The organism is Devosia sp. Root685 (assembly GCF_001427875.1).
GTDB lineage: Bacteria > Pseudomonadota > Alphaproteobacteria > Rhizobiales > Devosiaceae > Devosia.
Genome location: NZ_LMHK01000002.1, coordinates 1,238,396 through 1,252,454, shown reverse-complemented (window position 1 = coordinate 1,252,454; position 14,059 = coordinate 1,238,396). Strand labels below are relative to the sequence as shown.

Annotated in this window: 17 protein-coding genes; 4 read left to right on the top strand and 13 right to left on the bottom strand. The window is 62.2% G+C overall.

The window, feature by feature from the left end:
• Window positions 1-4: 4 nt before the first annotated feature.
• From ASD83_RS14325 to ASD83_RS14295, 8 genes are all read right to left on the bottom strand, one after another.
• Complete coding sequence (locus ASD83_RS14325) at window positions 5-1,408, bottom strand: NAD(P)(+) transhydrogenase (Re/Si-specific) subunit beta (protein ID WP_156385999.1); 1,404 nt, start codon at window positions 1,406-1,408, stop codon at window positions 5-7.
• Window positions 1,409-1,416: 8 nt separating this feature from the next.
• The gene (locus ASD83_RS14320) at window positions 1,417-1,779 is read right to left on the bottom strand and encodes a proton-translocating transhydrogenase family protein (RefSeq protein WP_082561195.1); all 363 of its coding nucleotides are present in this window, start codon (window positions 1,777-1,779) and stop codon (window positions 1,417-1,419) included.
• Window position 1,780: 1 nt separating this feature from the next.
• Window positions 1,781-3,313 (bottom strand): Re/Si-specific NAD(P)(+) transhydrogenase subunit alpha, encoded by a 1,533-nt coding sequence (locus ASD83_RS14315; RefSeq protein WP_056311952.1) that lies wholly within the window; start codon window positions 3,311-3,313, stop codon window positions 1,781-1,783.
• A 57-nt stretch (window positions 3,314-3,370) separates the two neighbouring features.
• Complete coding sequence (locus ASD83_RS20740) at window positions 3,371-3,484, bottom strand: aa3-type cytochrome c oxidase subunit IV (RefSeq protein WP_244489182.1); 114 nt, start codon at window positions 3,482-3,484, stop codon at window positions 3,371-3,373.
• Window positions 3,485-3,587: 103 nt separating this feature from the next.
• Window positions 3,588-5,390: a M3 family oligoendopeptidase gene (locus ASD83_RS14310; RefSeq protein WP_056311950.1), complete on the bottom strand. Its 1,803-nt coding sequence runs from the start codon at window positions 5,388-5,390 to the stop codon at window positions 3,588-3,590.
• 59 nt (window positions 5,391-5,449) lie between these two features.
• Entirely contained in the window at window positions 5,450-6,208 is a 759-nt protein-coding gene (locus tag ASD83_RS14305) for a sulfite exporter TauE/SafE family protein (protein ID WP_056311948.1), read from the bottom strand.
• A 294-nt stretch (window positions 6,209-6,502) separates the two neighbouring features.
• Window positions 6,503-7,225: a DUF1013 domain-containing protein gene (locus ASD83_RS14300; RefSeq protein ID WP_056312461.1), complete on the bottom strand. Its 723-nt coding sequence runs from the start codon at window positions 7,223-7,225 to the stop codon at window positions 6,503-6,505.
• 150 nt (window positions 7,226-7,375) lie between these two features.
• Complete coding sequence (locus tag ASD83_RS14295) at window positions 7,376-8,398, bottom strand: NAD(P)H-quinone oxidoreductase (RefSeq protein WP_056312459.1); 1,023 nt, start codon at window positions 8,396-8,398, stop codon at window positions 7,376-7,378.
• A gap of 79 nt (window positions 8,399-8,477) precedes the next feature.
• On the opposite strand from ASD83_RS14295, the gene ASD83_RS14290 reads away from it, so the two are divergent.
• From ASD83_RS14290 to ASD83_RS14280, 3 genes are all read left to right on the top strand, one after another.
• Complete coding sequence (locus ASD83_RS14290) at window positions 8,478-8,669, top strand: DUF1192 domain-containing protein (RefSeq protein WP_244489181.1); 192 nt, start codon at window positions 8,478-8,480, stop codon at window positions 8,667-8,669.
• Window positions 8,670-8,769: 100 nt separating this feature from the next.
• Window positions 8,770-8,991, top strand: a complete 222-nt coding sequence (locus ASD83_RS14285; protein ID WP_056311944.1) for a hypothetical protein — start codon at window positions 8,770-8,772, stop codon at window positions 8,989-8,991.
• A 371-nt stretch (window positions 8,992-9,362) separates the two neighbouring features.
• Window positions 9,363-9,878 carry a DUF1465 family protein gene (locus ASD83_RS14280; protein ID WP_056312457.1) on the top strand — a complete coding sequence of 172 codons (516 nt, stop codon included), beginning with the start codon at window positions 9,363-9,365 and terminating at the stop codon, window positions 9,876-9,878.
• A 73-nt stretch (window positions 9,879-9,951) separates the two neighbouring features.
• Here the strand turns inward: ASD83_RS14280 and ASD83_RS14275 are convergent, their stop codons facing one another.
• Window positions 9,952-10,242: a YkvA family protein gene (locus tag ASD83_RS14275; RefSeq protein ID WP_210168347.1), complete on the bottom strand. Its 291-nt coding sequence runs from the start codon at window positions 10,240-10,242 to the stop codon at window positions 9,952-9,954.
• 201 nt (window positions 10,243-10,443) lie between these two features.
• Between ASD83_RS14275 and ispG the strand changes: the two genes are divergently transcribed.
• The gene (ispG, locus tag ASD83_RS14270; RefSeq protein ID WP_200946512.1) at window positions 10,444-11,685 is read left to right on the top strand and encodes a flavodoxin-dependent (E)-4-hydroxy-3-methylbut-2-enyl-diphosphate synthase; all 1,242 of its coding nucleotides are present in this window, start codon (window positions 10,444-10,446) and stop codon (window positions 11,683-11,685) included.
• 86 nt (window positions 11,686-11,771) lie between these two features.
• On the opposite strand, the gene ASD83_RS14265 is transcribed toward ispG, so the two are convergent.
• From ASD83_RS14265 to ASD83_RS14250, 4 genes are all read right to left on the bottom strand, one after another.
• The gene (locus ASD83_RS14265; protein WP_056311938.1) at window positions 11,772-12,200 is read right to left on the bottom strand and encodes a PACE efflux transporter; all 429 of its coding nucleotides are present in this window, start codon (window positions 12,198-12,200) and stop codon (window positions 11,772-11,774) included.
• A gap of 108 nt (window positions 12,201-12,308) precedes the next feature.
• A complete protein-coding gene (locus tag ASD83_RS14260; protein WP_244489180.1) occupies window positions 12,309-12,965 on the bottom strand; it encodes a class I SAM-dependent methyltransferase in 657 nt (218 codons plus the stop codon).
• On the bottom strand, window positions 12,947-13,414 hold the full coding sequence (locus ASD83_RS14255; RefSeq protein ID WP_056311933.1) for a YbaK/EbsC family protein: 468 nt from the start codon (window positions 13,412-13,414) through the stop codon (window positions 12,947-12,949). Before ASD83_RS14255 ends, ASD83_RS14260 begins: the two co-directional genes overlap by 19 nt.
• 12 nt (window positions 13,415-13,426) lie before the next feature.
• Window positions 13,427-14,059: an MOSC domain-containing protein gene (locus ASD83_RS14250; protein WP_056311931.1), complete on the bottom strand. Its 633-nt coding sequence runs from the start codon at window positions 14,057-14,059 to the stop codon at window positions 13,427-13,429.

The following is a 14,059-nucleotide window of genomic DNA, read 5'->3' as shown; positions in this document are numbered from 1 at the left end:
GCCCTCAGTGGCCGAGGCTCTTCACGATATCCTCAGTCACCTTCTTCGCATCACCAAAAAGCATCATCGTATTATCGCGGAAGAACAGTTCGTTCTGGACGCCGGCGTAACCGGCGGCCATGCCGCGCTTGATGAAGAGGACGGTGCCGGCGTCTTCGACATTGAGAACGGGCATGCCGTAGATCGGCGAGGTCTTGTCGGTCTTGGCGGCAGGGTTGGTCACGTCATTGGCGCCGATGACGAAGGCGACGTCTGACTGGGCGAATTCGGAATTGATGTCTTCGAGTTCGAACACTTCGTCATAGGGCACGTTGGCTTCGGCGAGCAGCACGTTCATGTGCCCCGGCATGCGGCCGGCCACCGGGTGGATGGCGTATTTGACTTCGACGCCTGCCGCCTTGAGCTGGTCGGCCATTTCTCTGAGGGCGTGCTGGGCCTGGGCGACGGCCATGCCGTAGCCGGGGACGATGATCACCTTGCCGGCGTTTTTCATCAGGAAGGCCGCGTCTTCGGCAGCGCCCTGTTTGACCGGGCGGTCTTCTTCGGCACCGCCGGCAGCGGATGAGGTGTCGCCACCGAAGCCGCCAAGGATGACCGAGATGAAGCTGCGGTTCATCGCCTTGCACATGATGTACGAAAGGATCGCGCCCGAGGAGCCGACGAGGGCGCCGGTGATGATCAGCGCGGTATTACCAAGCGTAAAGCCGATGCCGGCGGCGGCCCAACCCGAATAGGAATTGAGCATCGAGACGACGACGGGCATGTCGGCGCCGCCGATCGGGATGATCATCAAGCCGCCGAGAACGAGGGCGAGGATAGTGATCAGCCAGAAGAGCCAGGGCTCGGCGGTGACGGTGAAGGCCCAGACCAGCGCCAGGAGCACGATGCCGAGGACGATGTGGATCAGGTGGCGGGCCGGCAGAATGATCGGCTTGCCTGACATATTGCCATTGAGCTTGGCGAAGGCGATGACCGAGCCGGTGAAGGTGAAAGCGCCGATTGCGACGCCGATCGACATTTCGATCAATGCCTGGGCGTGAATATCGCCGGGGACGCCGATGCCGAAGGCTTCCGGGGCATAGAGCGCGGCGGCGGCGACGAAGACGGCGGCGAGGCCCACGAGCGAATGGAAGGCAGCGACAAGCTGGGGCATGTCAGTCATCTTTACTTCGCGCGCGATATAGGCGCCGATGCCGCCACCAAGGCCGAGGCCGCAGATGATCAGCAGCCAGCTGACCCAATCACTGGGGGCGGCGACGAGGAGGGTGGTGACGACGGCGATGGCCATGCCGACCATGGCATTGAGATTGCCCCGGCGGGCCGTCGAGGGGCTCGAAAGCCCGCGCAGCGCCAGGATGAAGAGCACGCCCGAAACGAGGTAGAAGACGGCGGCGAAATTGGCGTCGATCATGGTGCTCAGCCCTTCTTCTTGTACATGGCGAGCATGCGCTGGGTCACGAGGAAGCCACCGAAAATGTTCACCGAGGCAAAGACCAGGGCGATGAAGCCGAAGACCTTGCTGATCCAGCTGGCGTCATTGGCGAGGTGCACGCCGACGGCGAGGAGGGCGCCGACAACGATGACCGAGGAGATGGCATTGGTGACGCTCATCAGCGGGGTATGGAGCGCCGGGGTGACGCTCCAGACGACGAAATAGCCGACAAAGATCGCCAGGACGAAAATGGCGAGGCGGAAGATGAAGGGGTCGATGGCTCCACCAATGGCGCCATGCGCCACGGCCGTCGCGACATCAGCGACCGAGTTTGCAGTTGTTTCCATCTTACTTGCCCCCCTCCGGTGTGGCAGGTTTCTTCACGGTCGGCTTTTTGGTTGCTGGCTTTTTTTCGGCAGCCCGGCGCGCCACGACTTTTTGGGCCTCGGGTTGCGAGCCTGCGGTGACGATCGCCTCGGGGGCGAGCGTGGCCGCCGGCAGTTTTTTCGGTGCCGGCTTTTTGGGTGCCGGTTTGGCGACTACGGCTTTGGCAGCGGGCTTTTTGGCGGCCGCTGCTTTGGGCGCAGGCTTGGCGACAGGCGCGCTCTCGGCGATCACTGCGGCCGGCTTGGCCGGGGCCTTGCGGGCGGCGCCGGTTTTGGCGGGGGCGGCCTTGGCTTCGACCTTGCGGCTTGGTGTTTTGGGCGCGGCTTTCGGCACGGCGACAGGCGTGGCCGGAACAGGGGCCGGCGCTGCGGCCGCGGCGAAATTGGGATGCACGACGGCGCCCTCGCGGGTGAGAACGGTGGCCTTGACCAGATCGTCGTCCCAATTGATCGCGAGCGTTTTGGTGGTCTTGTCGATCAGGGTTTCGAGGAAGTTGAGGAGGTTCTTGGCGTAGAGCTGGCTCGCCGTCGTCGGAATGCGGCTGGCGAGATTGGTGAAGCCGATGATGGTGACGCCGTTATGGTCGACGATCTCGTCGGGCCGGGTCAGTTCGACATTGCCGCCGCGTTCGGCGGCGAGATCGACGATGACGGAACCGGGCGCCATGCTTTCGACCATGGCCCTCGTCACCAATTTTGGTGCAGGGCGGCCGGGAATGAGCGCGGTGGTGACGACGATGTCCTGCTTGGCGATATGGCCGGCGACGAGTTCGGCCTGGGCCTGGCTTTCGACCAGCGTCAGTTCGCGGGCATAGCCACCAGTGCCGGATGCGTCCTTGAGCGCATCGGTCATGATGAATTTGGCGCCGAGGGATTCAACCTGTTCGCCGGCTGCGGCGCGTACGTCGGTCGCCGACACCACGGCGCCGAGGCGGCGGGCGGTGGCGATGGCCTGGAGACCGGCGACGCCGGCACCCATGACGAAGGTTTTTGCCGGGCGCACGGTGCCGGCGGCGGTCATCATCATCGGCAGGGCGCGGCCGAAATGGGCAGCGGCTTCGATGACGGCCTGATAGCCGGCGAGATTGGCCTGGGAGGAGAGAATGTCCATCACCTGCGCGCGGGTGATGCGCGGCATGAATTCCATGGCAATAGCAGTGACGCCAGATTTGGCGAGAGCGGCGACTTCGCCTTCATTGCCATAGGGGTCGAGCGCCGCGACAAGGAGAGCGCCGGGATTGGAGCCGGCCAGCGCCTTTGCCGCAGGGCGGCGCACGGCGAGGACGATGTCGGCGCGTTTTACCGCTTCGGCCGCGGAAGCGGCGAGGCTGGCGCCCGCGGTGGCGAACTGGGCGTCGCTGATGCGCGAGCCGAGCCCCGCACCTTTTTCGACGCTGATTTCAGCGCCAAGCCCGATCAGCTTGGCGACGGTTTCGGGCGTGGCGGCGACGCGATGTTCGCCCGCCACGGTTTCCCGCAGAACCGCAATTTTCATGAGAACTCTCCTACCCGCCTGCCGGCGGGCAGGCAGCTCTTGGCCTGCTTTTATAGATTAGGGATTGACCACGAAGTACAGAATGACCAACAGCGCGGCCAATCCGTAGATCGACCACTTCACCCCGGTGATGAAGCCGTTATAGGTCTTTTCGTGTTCAACGTAGTCCATCCCGGATTCAAGTACCGGCTGGGAATGATGCTCAGGGCGCGTCTTGGCCATGTCGTCCTCGTAAAGATAAGTCGCGTCAGTCTCTCGCGAAGCCGCCGCCCGATCAGGGCGAGGTGGCCTCAAGTTCGTCGATCAGCCCCTCGATCATCGACAGGCCGAGCGACCAGAAGTTCGGGTCTTTGGCATCCAGCCCAAAGGGCGCCAGAAGTTCGGAATGATGCTTGCTTCCCCCGGCCTTGAGGAGCTCGAAATAGCGCTCCGCAAAGCCAACACTGGACTTCTCATACTGTGCGTAGAGCGAGTTCACAAGGCAATCGCCGAAAGCATAGGCATAGACGTAGAAGGGCGAATGGATGAAGTGGGGGATATAGGTCCAGAAGATGTCATAGCCTTCGTTCTGGATGATGCCATCGCCCAATGACTCGGTCTGCACGTCGAGCCAGATCTGGTTGATTTCCTCGGTGCGCAATTCGCCCTGGCGGCGCGCGGTGTGGACGCGGCGCTCGAAGGTATAGAACGCGATCTGGCGCACCACGGTATTGAGCATGTCTTCCACTTTGGACGAGAGAAGCGCAAAGCGCTGCTTGGGGTCGGTGGTCTTGTCGAGCAGCGCGCGGAAGGTCAGCATTTCGCCGAAGACCGAGGCGGTTTCGGCAAGAGTAAGAGGCGTGTTGGCAAGGATCGGGCCCTGCGCGGCGGCAAGGCGCTGGTGGACGCCGTGGCCCAGCTCATGGGCAAGGGTCATGATATCGCGGGTGCGGCCGAGATAATTGAGCATCAGATAGGGGTGGGCGCTCGGCACCGTTGGGTGCGCGAAGGCGCCCGAAAGCTTGCCGTCGCCGGTCGGCGCGTCGATCCAGCCGGAATTGAAGAAGGGTTTTGCCACCTCGGCCAATTCGGGCGAAAAGCGGCCATAGGCGTCGAGGACGGTTGAGACTGCCGTGTCCCAATCCCAGATGCGCTCGTCGCTGGTCGGCAGCGGGGCGTTGCGATCCCAGGCGTTCAGCTTGTCCTTGCCGAACCATTTGGCCTTCATCTTGTAGTAGCGATGCGAGAGGCGGGGATAGGCGGCTTCGACGGCGGACTGCAGCGCATCGACGACTTCGCGCTCGACCGAATTGGCCATGTGTCTGGAATCGGCAATGTCTTCGTAGCCGCGCCAGCGATCCGAAATTTCCTTGTCCTTGGCCAGCACATTGGTGATGTGGGTGAAGAGACGGCCATTGGCCTTAAAAGTTTTGGCGAGGGCCTTGAAGGCGCTTTCGCGCTTTTTCTCGTCTTTTTCGGAGAGGAGATGGAGCGTCGATTCAAGGTTCAGCGTTTCGCCATCGACTTCGAATTCGAGGCTCGACATGGTCTCGTCAAAGAGCCGGTTCCAGGCGGAAAAACCGGTGACAGACTTATCGTGGAACAGCTCTTCGAGCTTGTCGTCGAGCTGGTAGGGTTTTGCCTTCCGCAGTTCGGCAAACCAGGTCTTGTAGCGGCCAAGCTCGGGATCCCTCGCGATGGCGGCATCGAGTTCGGTATCGTCGATGCGGTTGAGTTCGAGTTCGAAGAACAGGACGCGGGTCGAGAGCGTCGTCAGCGCCTCATTGGTGTCGCCCATGAATTTGGCGCGGTCGGGATTGGTCGAGCGCTGTGCATATTGGAGGAAGGCGAAGGAGCCGATGCGGCCGGTGATGTCGCCGAGGACTTCGCTATCCTTGATCGCCTTGATGAGGCCACCGGACTTGGTGAGATCAGCGAGTTTGCCTTTGTAGTCGCTCTCGAATTTGGCGGCGAGCGCCTTGGCTTGTTCGAGCGCCGACTTGAATTCGGGACTGTCCTGGCCGGGATAGAGATCGTTGAGGTCCCAGGTGGGCAGGTTGCCGAACTGGTTGTGGCCTTTTTGTGCGCTGGCGCTCATGGGTGAACTCCCGAATTCTTTTGATTGGTGTGGACCTTAGCGAGGAGATTTCCCTCAGGCTAGGTCAGAAACACCTCTGTGACGCCGCGCCACACGAGGTAGAGCGCCAGCAAGAGAACCAGCCAATAGGCGATCTGGTAAAAGAGCTTTACCGAGATGCGGCGCACGAGCCAGACGCCGAGCAGCACGCCGACAATGCCCACGGGGGCGAGCATGGCCGAGTGGGTGAGATTGCTCACCGAAAGCTGGCCGAGGAAGAAATAGGGGATCAGCTTGGCGGTGTTGACGATGGCGAAAAACACAGAAGTGGTGCCGGCATAGACCGCGGGCGGCAGCTTTTTGGGCAGGACGTAGATCTGGAATGGCGGGCCGCCGGTATGGGAAATGAAGCTCGTAAAGCCGGCAATGGAGCCCCAGAAGGCGCCCCAGGGTTTTGAGGGCGGCAGGCCTTCGAGCTTTTTGCGCAGCGGCAGGATGGCGTCGATGACGAAGAGGAGGGTCACGACGCCGACCATGAGGAGGACGACGGCGTCGCTGACAAAGGCCCAGAGGGCCCAGCCGAGCAGCGTGCCGACGGCGGCACCGGGCAGCATGATTTTGAGAATGCTGCGATCGAATTCCTTGCGATACATCCAGACCGCCACCGCATCCATGCACAGCAGCACCGGCAGCATCATGCCGGCGGCGTCGCGGGCGGGCATGACGAGAGCCAGAAGCGGCACGCCGACAACGCCGAGCCCTCCGAGAAAACCGGCCTTGGACAGGCCGACGATCAGCACCGCGAAGACGGCGACAGCGACAAAGACGGGATCAATCATGGGAAAGGCGAATCCGGCGGGCAGGGTGGGTATGAGCACTCTTGTATGGTTGGTTTGTCAACGGGGGGCTTCCATCAGAGCGGTGTCTCCGGCCCCACCCCCTCCCGCCCTCCCCCATCAAGGGGGAGGTGAAGGGACTGTGGCTATTGGAGATCGTGCCATACGCTCGATGCGGCACCTCCCCCTTGATGGGGGAGGATGGGAGGGGGTGTTGGCGCCCACCGGCGTTTCATGCCCCAAAACAAAAATCCCCACCACAAGGGCGGGGATCTTCAATTCCAAAAATTCCAAAAACTATTCGTCGGCGTCGGATTTGAGCGACTTGAGCTTGGAGAAGACCGAATCTGCGTCGAGGTCTTCGTGGGCCTGGGTGCGGCGGCCTTCGCCGTCGCCTTCCTGACTGCCATATTCGGATTGGCGGGCAGTGGCGCGGGCGAGGGCTTCCTCGGCGGTGAGGAGCGTCGTGCCTTCGGACACTTCGTTGGGGATGCCGGCATCCTTAGAGGCGCGCTTGACCTCGAGATCAAGATCGATCTGGCTGCAGAGGCCCAGGGTTACCGGGTCCATGGCGGCGAGGTTGGCCGCGTTCCAGTGGCTGTTTTCGCGCACGGAGTCGATGGTGGACTTGGTGGTGCCCACGAGGCGCATGATCTGCGCGTCTTTCAATTCGGGATGGTTGCGCACCAGCCACTTAATGGCATTGGGGCGCTCGTTGCGGCGCGAAATCGGGGTATAGCGCGGACCCTTGCGCTTGACGGCGGCGACGCGAACTTTCGGATCGGACAGTTTCAGGCGATAATTGGGATCAGCCTCGGCCTTCTCGATTTCTTCCTTGGTCAGCTGGCCGTTCTGGATCGGGTTGACACCCATGATGCCAGAGGCGACGTCGCCATCGGCAATGCCCTGCACTTCGAGCGGATGCAGCGTGCAGAAGGCAGCGATCTGGTCGAAGGACAAAGCCGTGTTGTCCACGAGCCAGACAGCGGTTGCCTTGGGCATAAGTAGGGGCTGGGACATGGTATAACTCTCCTGCTGGCGCGGCCGGTTTTCCTCCGGACCGCTCCGCCTCAAAAGCCAAGTGCTGAGGGGGAACTGCCCACAATATAGAGTTTTGGCCCGGTTTCCGCAACGCTGAAGTCAGGCCATAACCATTTATTGCTGCAAATTTTATTGGTCTCGTCCGAACGAGGTCAGGAGCACCAGCTTGCCGATGTGATTTCGCGCTTCCATTTGTTCGTGGGCGCGGGCGGCGTCCTCGAGCGGGAAAGTCGAAATCCGGGGCTTTACCCAATCGGGCAGGGAAAGATTGAGCAGCAGCGAGAAGGCGATGCGCTCGGCAATGGTGGCCTTGGTCTCGGAGGATTGCGGCCTCAGGGTCGAGCCGGACATGGTGATGCCCTTGGCCATCATCTGGCGCAGCGGCACCGCGGCGGTGCTTCCATCGAGCGTAGAAATCAGGACGATGTGGCCGGAGCGGGCGGAGGCGGCGACATTGACCGCGGCCATATCGCCGCCGATGACGTCAACGACGCGATCGACGCCCCGCCCCTCGGTCAGCGAGAGCACGCGTTCGGCCACGTCTTCGCTGCGATCGACGGTAGCAAAAGCGCCGAGCGAGCGGGCATAGGCGGCTTTTTCGGGGCTCGAGGTGACGCCGATCGCCCTGGCGCCGAGGATGGAGGCGATCTGGATGGCCGCGCCGCCAATGCCGCCGGAAGCGCCGTGGACGAGGACGGTCATGCCGGGGGCAAGGCCGGCGCGCATGACGAGGGTCTGGGTCACGGTGAACCAAGTTTCGGGGAGGCTGGCGGCCTCGGCAAAGCTCCAGCCATGTGGCACGGGCAGGACCTGGCCCTCGGGGACGGCAACATATTCGGCATAGCCACCGCCATTGGTCAGGGCCATGACGCGGGCGCCGGGGCGGTGGCGCGTGGTGCCTTCGCCCGAGGCGACGACGACACCCGACACTTCGAGGCCGGGCAGGGGCGAGGCGCCGGGCGGTGGATCATAGTGCCCCCGCCGTTGCGCCAGGTCAGGTCCATTGACCCCGGCCGCCGCGACGCGGATCAGCACCTCGCCGGGTTTTACCTCGGGCAGGGGCAAGGATGTCACTTGCAGCGCATCGGCGGCGCCGGGCGTTGCGATATGGACGGCCGACATGGTGGCGGGGAGGGTGATTTGCTCGCTCATGGACCCATGCTGGCGCAAAGCGGGCTTGTCCGGCAAGGGCGGGAGGGTAATCTTACGGGGCAAAGTTTGGGAGGCCGCCATGATGGATGACGAAGAACAGCGCCGCAAAAAGCCGGTGGCGCATGAGGTCGGCATGGTTCTCGATACGCTCTCCGTATCCGAACTCGAACAGAGAATCGCGCTGCTCGAAGGCGAAATCGTGCGCTTGAGGGCGGCAATCGAGGCGCGCGGCAGCACGCGCCAGGCCGCCGAGGCGGCGTTCAAGTTCTGATCGATAAAAGGCGGCGGATTAAGGTTAAGAAAGGCTAAAGGTTCGGGCCGGGGGAGCGCTGGAGTAACTCTTTGCAGGACACTCGCAGGGAGATTCGCCCATGTCCTGGACGCTTCTGATATTGCTCACGCTTGTTCTGGTATCGGGCACTGCTGCGCTGGTCTATGCACTGCGCCTGGCGGGGGTGGAGGATGGCAGTCCACTCAATGCGCCGGTGCCCGATCAAAGGCCGGAACGGGCCTGGCGCGAGGAGCCGGTCCAGACCTTCATGTTTCAGGTGCAGGTGGCGCGCTATTGGCAGCCGCCGTTTCGGCGACGCTGAAGCGTACTGACCTTCGTGCGCCGACCTAGTTTTCGTCAAGGTTAAGAAATCGCCTCCTGTTAACGCACAATTAACACTTCGCGGTTAAGGTGGGGTTATTCAGATTTTTCTGAATTTTTCAGAGCGGTTCTCCCTCTGTTTGACGCCTCCCTGTTAACTTCGAGAGCCGTGGTCCACGGCTCTTTTTCTTTTTTGGGGCGTCGGTTTTCCCTCTTTGGCGCAATGATAAGCTGCTCATGTGCAACGACTTGTTGAGGCTAGTTGCGCTCGCCGGATGACGCTGGCCTCATTTGCGCCTAGCATGGGAGGGAAACGAGAGGCGGGAGTCTTTCCTCCGATAACTCCTAGAGCTGGGATGGACCGTGGCGGATATGAGCGAAACGAGCAGTTCGGCTGTGGCCCTGGGTCCGCGCATTGCGGCATCGGGAGGCTTTGACCAGCTCTATCGCGAAGGCATGGGCCTGATCGAGGCCGTCGCGGCCTATCTCGACCAGGAAGGGCGCGAGGACAGCCGGTTGCTGCCGCGCGAAGCCTCGTTCCTCTATGCCACCGAATCCATGCGCCTGACGACGCGCCTGATGCAGATCGCCTCCTGGCTGCTGTTGCAGCGGGCGGTCAATGAAGGCGAGATCACCCGCGAAAACGCGCGCACGGAAAAGGAAAAGGTGCAGTTTTCAGCCACGCCTTCCGAGCGGGGCGGGCCGGGTTACGATCATCTGCCCGAAAAACTGCGGACTTTCATCGATCAGGGCGACCGGCTTTTTGATCGCGTCACGCAACTCGACCAGCTCGAACGCGGTAAATTGCCCGAGGTTTCGGCGGGACAAGCCAATGGTATTGCCGATCAGTTTTCGCGGCTGCATGCCGCATTCAAGCGCTCGGAATAGGCTTTAGCGAGACGCTGGATAAACCAAAGGCGCCCGACGGGCGCCTTTTTCATTTGGCTCGACGTTTTAGCAGCTACAGGCGCCGCGCTTTGCCATCGACGGTCTTGCCGTATTTGCCGGCATAGACAGGGGCCGGGACGGGCAGGCGGGAGACGATCCAGCCGACCATCAGCGGCACGAGGACGATGTCATCCACCCAGCCCAGGATCGGGATGAAGTCGGGCAGGATGTCGAACGGATTGACCAGATAGAAGGCAGTGAACAGCGTCGCCGCCTTCAGGTAAAACGGCGTCTCGGCAGCCCAGAAAGCCTTCCAGAGCTGCACGACTTCCTTACGAAAGAGAATGAGGCGGGGGAGGAGCATGTTCATCATGATCCATAAATGGCTCTGCCCGCGTCTGGTTCAAGGGTGGTCCGATCACATCTCTGCGCCCGTGTGTGATGGTGCGTAATTTCGACGCTGACCCCTGCCCGACCGCCGCCGCCTTTGGCTGTCATGTTATTGTTCAGTTGCACGCGCAGATGGGAAGGCCTATCTCGAATAAACGCGTGAATGAGGAATATCATGGCCGGTCCAGCGCCGCGGAGGCACTCAGTCGGGGTCAATGTCGGTGGTGTGATGGTCGGGGGCGGCGCGCCCGTCGTCGTCCAATCGATGACCAATACCGATACGGCCGATATCGATGCCACGGTGAAGCAGGTCATGCAACTGGCGCGCGCCGGTTCGGAGATCGTGCGCATTACCGTCGATCGTGACGAGAGCGCGGCTGCCGTGCCGATCATTCGCGATCGCCTGGCCTTCATGGGCTACGATGTGCCGCTGGTCGGCGATTTTCATTACATTGGGCATAAGCTCCTCACCGACCATCCGGCCTGTGCCGAGGCGCTGGCCAAATATCGCATCAATCCGGGCAATGTCGGCTTCAAGGCCAAGCGGGATACCCAGTTTGCGACGCTGATCGAGATTGCCAATCGCTATGACAAGCCGGTGCGGATCGGGGTCAATTGGGGCTCGCTCGACGAAGAGCTGCTTACAAAATTGATGGATGAGAACGCTGTGGCCGAGGCGCCGATTTCGGCGGCTGCCGTGCAGCGCGAGGCGATCATCCAGTCAGCGCTTTTGTCCGCCGCTCGTGCGGAAGAGCTGGGCATGCGCCGCAACCAGATTCTGCTTTCGACCAAGGTGTCGGATGTGCAGCATCTCATTGCCGTCTATCAGGACCTTGCGGCGCGCTGCGACTATGCGCTGCATCTGGGGCTGACCGAGGCGGGGATGGGCTCGAAGGGCATTGTCGCCTCATCGGCGGCGCTGGGTATTCTTTTGCAGCAGGGCATTGGCGACACCATCCGTATCTCGCTGACCCCGGAGCCGGGTGGCGATCGCACGACCGAGGTGAAGGTCGCGCAGGAATTGTTGCAGACCATGGGTTTTCGCCAGTTTCTGCCGGTGGTTGCGGCTTGCCCCGGCTGCGGGCGCACAACCTCCAATACGTTCCAGCATCTGGCCAAGGATATTCAGGACCATCTCAACGTCTCGATGCCGGAATGGCGCGAGCGCTATCCCGGCGTCGAAACGCTCTCGGTCGCGGTGATGGGCTGCATCGTCAACGGGCCGGGCGAGAGCAAGCACGCCAATATCGGCATTTCGCTGCCGGGCACCGGGGAAACCCCGGCCGCGCCGGTTTTCGTCGATGGACAAAAGGTGGCGACGCTACGCGGGGCTGATGTGGCCGACCAGTTCAAGGTGATGGTGGCCGATTATATCGAGCGCAAGTTCGGCACCGGCCGGCAGAACGCAGCCGAATGAACGAGCGCAACACACGACGCCTGTTCTGGCTGGCGGCCCTCATCATCGTGCTCGGCGTGCTGAAATTTACCGGGCACCTCGGCTGATCAGGCAGCTTTCTGCCATTCGGCCAGCGGGAAGACGCGGTCGTAGGCCCAGTTAAAGACGAAGGCGTAGCCCATATAGAAAAGGGCGAGCGCGATATCCATGACCAGCGCCTGCCAGAGCGAAATCTGCAAATACCAGGCAACGAGCGGCAGCATGAGCGCCAAGAGCCCAAGCTCGAACAGCATGGCGTGAGCCACACGGATGCGCGTCGTCTTGGCGGTGCCGCCGGTCAGGCGCTGCATCGCGTGGTCGAAGCCGAGATTGTAGACATAGTTCCAGAGCATGGCGACGGTGGCGCTGGCGACGATGATGACGGCGGAATCGTCGCCCGGCAGATGGAAGGCAAAGGCCGCGAGCGGCGTTGCGATGATGATGCCGATGACTTCAAAGCTTACGGCGTGGCGGATGCGGTCAGCGGTGGTCCGCATGGGAAACTCCCTTGGATCTTCGGGTCGTCCCGAAACGTGATCCCGAAAAGGGGGAGGTCGTCCTCGCTTGCGGAGGCATATAGGATTTTCCCGGTTTTCCGGCAAGCTCTAGGGGGCATTTCCGATATTCCCCGGACGCAGGGCAAAGACCCCGGCGCGCACCGGGGTACCGCCGCCCATATCGGGCACGGTATATTCGGCAAGGAGATCGAGCTGATCGAGCGGCAGGTCGCGGCGGAAGGGATCGCCGACGAGGATTTTTGTATTTTCCGCGGCGGTAGCCAGTAGGGGAAGAGTGTGAAGGGCGACGGCGGCGTCGTAGAAGACGTCGCCGGCAAGGATGAGGTCGACCTCCGGCAGGCCGGGTTCAGTCCAGGATTTCAGGGTGACGCCATTGGCTTTCGCATTGAGCATCATGGCTAAATGGGCGATCGGATCGGGCTCGATGGCCCAGATTTTTGCCGCGCCCGCACGTGCCGCGGCAATGCCGACGAGGCCAGAACCGGCGCCGAAATCGAGCACGGTTTTTCCGGCGACGACTTCCGGGTGGTCCTCAAGATAAAGCGCCAGCACGGCGCCGCCGGCCCAGGCATAGGCCCAATAGGGCGGGTCATCGGCGCGGTCTTGCGCGGCCAACCAGCCGATCAGCCCGCTTTGCGGCGTGGGCCGATAGAGCGAAATGTCAGGGCGGAAGGAGAGCGGCGACAGCGCAAAACGCTGGCGGATAAAATCTTCGGGCGACAGGCTCACTCGGGAAGCTGACAAGCGTCTACCCATTTGTTGCCGCAGAGTTCGGCGAGGCGGTTGACGCTGAGTTTGACCGAGGCGTGGGTGTCGCCACCGGCGGGAATGACGAGGTCGTAGATTTTGAGCGAGGCATCGAGATAGATCGGCAGCGGCGCGGGGAGGCCGAAGGGGCACACGCCGCCGACCTGATGGCTTGTGAGGCGCAGGACATCTTCGGCGCCGAGCATGCGCGGCCGGCCGCCGAAGGCGGATTTGGACTTCTGGTTGTCGAGGCGGGCATCGCCGCGGGTCACCAGCAAGACTTCTTCGTCGCGGATGCGGATGCAGAGGGTTTTGGCGATCTGGCCGGGTTCGACGCCATGCACTTCGGCGGCGAGTTGTACCGTGGCGGTGGACTTATCGGTGACTTCCACCGATAGGTCAGGGGCGCGGGTGGTGAGGTCGGCGCGGACGGATTCTAGGCTCATCGGCAAAACAACTCAAAAGAGGTCCGCTAGGCGGGTTTCGTATTTGAAGCGGGTCTTTTCGCGGATCGGGGTGGTTACCGCGCGGCGCATAAAATCGAGCGGGATGTCCTTGCTGACGTCGAAGGCCATGAGGTCGGAGACGGTGATGCGTTCGCCGGCATAGGGCGTCACGATAATCTCCATGCCCGCTTCCACGGTGCCAGGCTTGAGCACGCGGCAATAGGCGCCGGGGCGGTTGGCGCGGTGGAAGCGCTTGACCCAGAACTTGTCGTTCATCTTGGCGGCGAAGGTCATGCAGGGGGTGCGGTGATAGGTGACTTCCAAGAGGCAATCGCCGATCTCAAAACGGTCGCCGATGGCGGTATCGGCGCTTCGCGGTCCCTCGATGACGAGGTTTTCGCCGAAGAGGCCGGGTGCGGGCTCCACGCCTTCTTGGGCCCACCAGTCATAGTCGCCCTGGAAATAGATATAGACGGCCTGGTCGGCGCCGCCATGGTGCTGGCGATCGAGAATCGCGTCTTCGGCAATGCCTTGCGGGCCGATGGCGATGAGGCCGGATACGGCGCGCTTGTTGATGCCGGTGAGCGGGCTGTAGCCTGCAATGTGTTCCGCTTTGCCGACGCAAACAGCGAGGAGTTTTGGCAA

What these genes read in the sequence shown, in the direction of transcription:
- ASD83_RS14280 (WP_056312457.1), top strand. Translation starts at nt 9,363, where the DNA reads ATGAGCGAAACGAGCAGTTCGGCTGTGGCCCTGGGTCCGCGCATTGCG.
- ASD83_RS14255 (WP_056311933.1), bottom strand. Translation starts at nt 13,414, where the DNA reads ATGAGCCTAGAATCCGTCCGCGCCGACCTCACCACCCGCGCCCCTGAC.
- ASD83_RS14275 (WP_210168347.1), bottom strand. Translation starts at nt 10,242, where the DNA reads ATGCTCCTCCCCCGCCTCATTCTCTTTCGTAAGGAAGTCGTGCAGCTC.
- ASD83_RS20740 (WP_244489182.1), bottom strand. Translation starts at nt 3,484, where the DNA reads ATGGACTACGTTGAACACGAAAAGACCTATAACGGCTTCATCACCGGG.
- ASD83_RS14290 (WP_244489181.1), top strand. Translation starts at nt 8,478, where the DNA reads ATGATGGATGACGAAGAACAGCGCCGCAAAAAGCCGGTGGCGCATGAG.
- ASD83_RS14295 (WP_056312459.1), bottom strand. Translation starts at nt 8,398, where the DNA reads ATGAGCGAGCAAATCACCCTCCCCGCCACCATGTCGGCCGTCCATATC.
- ASD83_RS14285 (WP_056311944.1), top strand. Translation starts at nt 8,770, where the DNA reads ATGTCCTGGACGCTTCTGATATTGCTCACGCTTGTTCTGGTATCGGGC.
- ASD83_RS14310 (WP_056311950.1), bottom strand. Translation starts at nt 5,390, where the DNA reads ATGAGCGCCAGCGCACAAAAAGGCCACAACCAGTTCGGCAACCTGCCC.
- ASD83_RS14320 (WP_082561195.1), bottom strand. Translation starts at nt 1,779, where the DNA reads ATGGAAACAACTGCAAACTCGGTCGCTGATGTCGCGACGGCCGTGGCG.
- ASD83_RS14305 (WP_056311948.1), bottom strand. Translation starts at nt 6,208, where the DNA reads ATGATTGATCCCGTCTTTGTCGCTGTCGCCGTCTTCGCGGTGCTGATC.
- ASD83_RS14265 (WP_056311938.1), bottom strand. Translation starts at nt 12,200, where the DNA reads ATGCGGACCACCGCTGACCGCATCCGCCACGCCGTAAGCTTTGAAGTC.
- ASD83_RS14315 (WP_056311952.1), bottom strand. Translation starts at nt 3,313, where the DNA reads ATGAAAATTGCGGTTCTGCGGGAAACCGTGGCGGGCGAACATCGCGTC.
- ASD83_RS14300 (WP_056312461.1), bottom strand. Translation starts at nt 7,225, where the DNA reads ATGTCCCAGCCCCTACTTATGCCCAAGGCAACCGCTGTCTGGCTCGTG.
- ispG (WP_200946512.1), top strand. Translation starts at nt 10,444, where the DNA reads ATGGCCGGTCCAGCGCCGCGGAGGCACTCAGTCGGGGTCAATGTCGGT.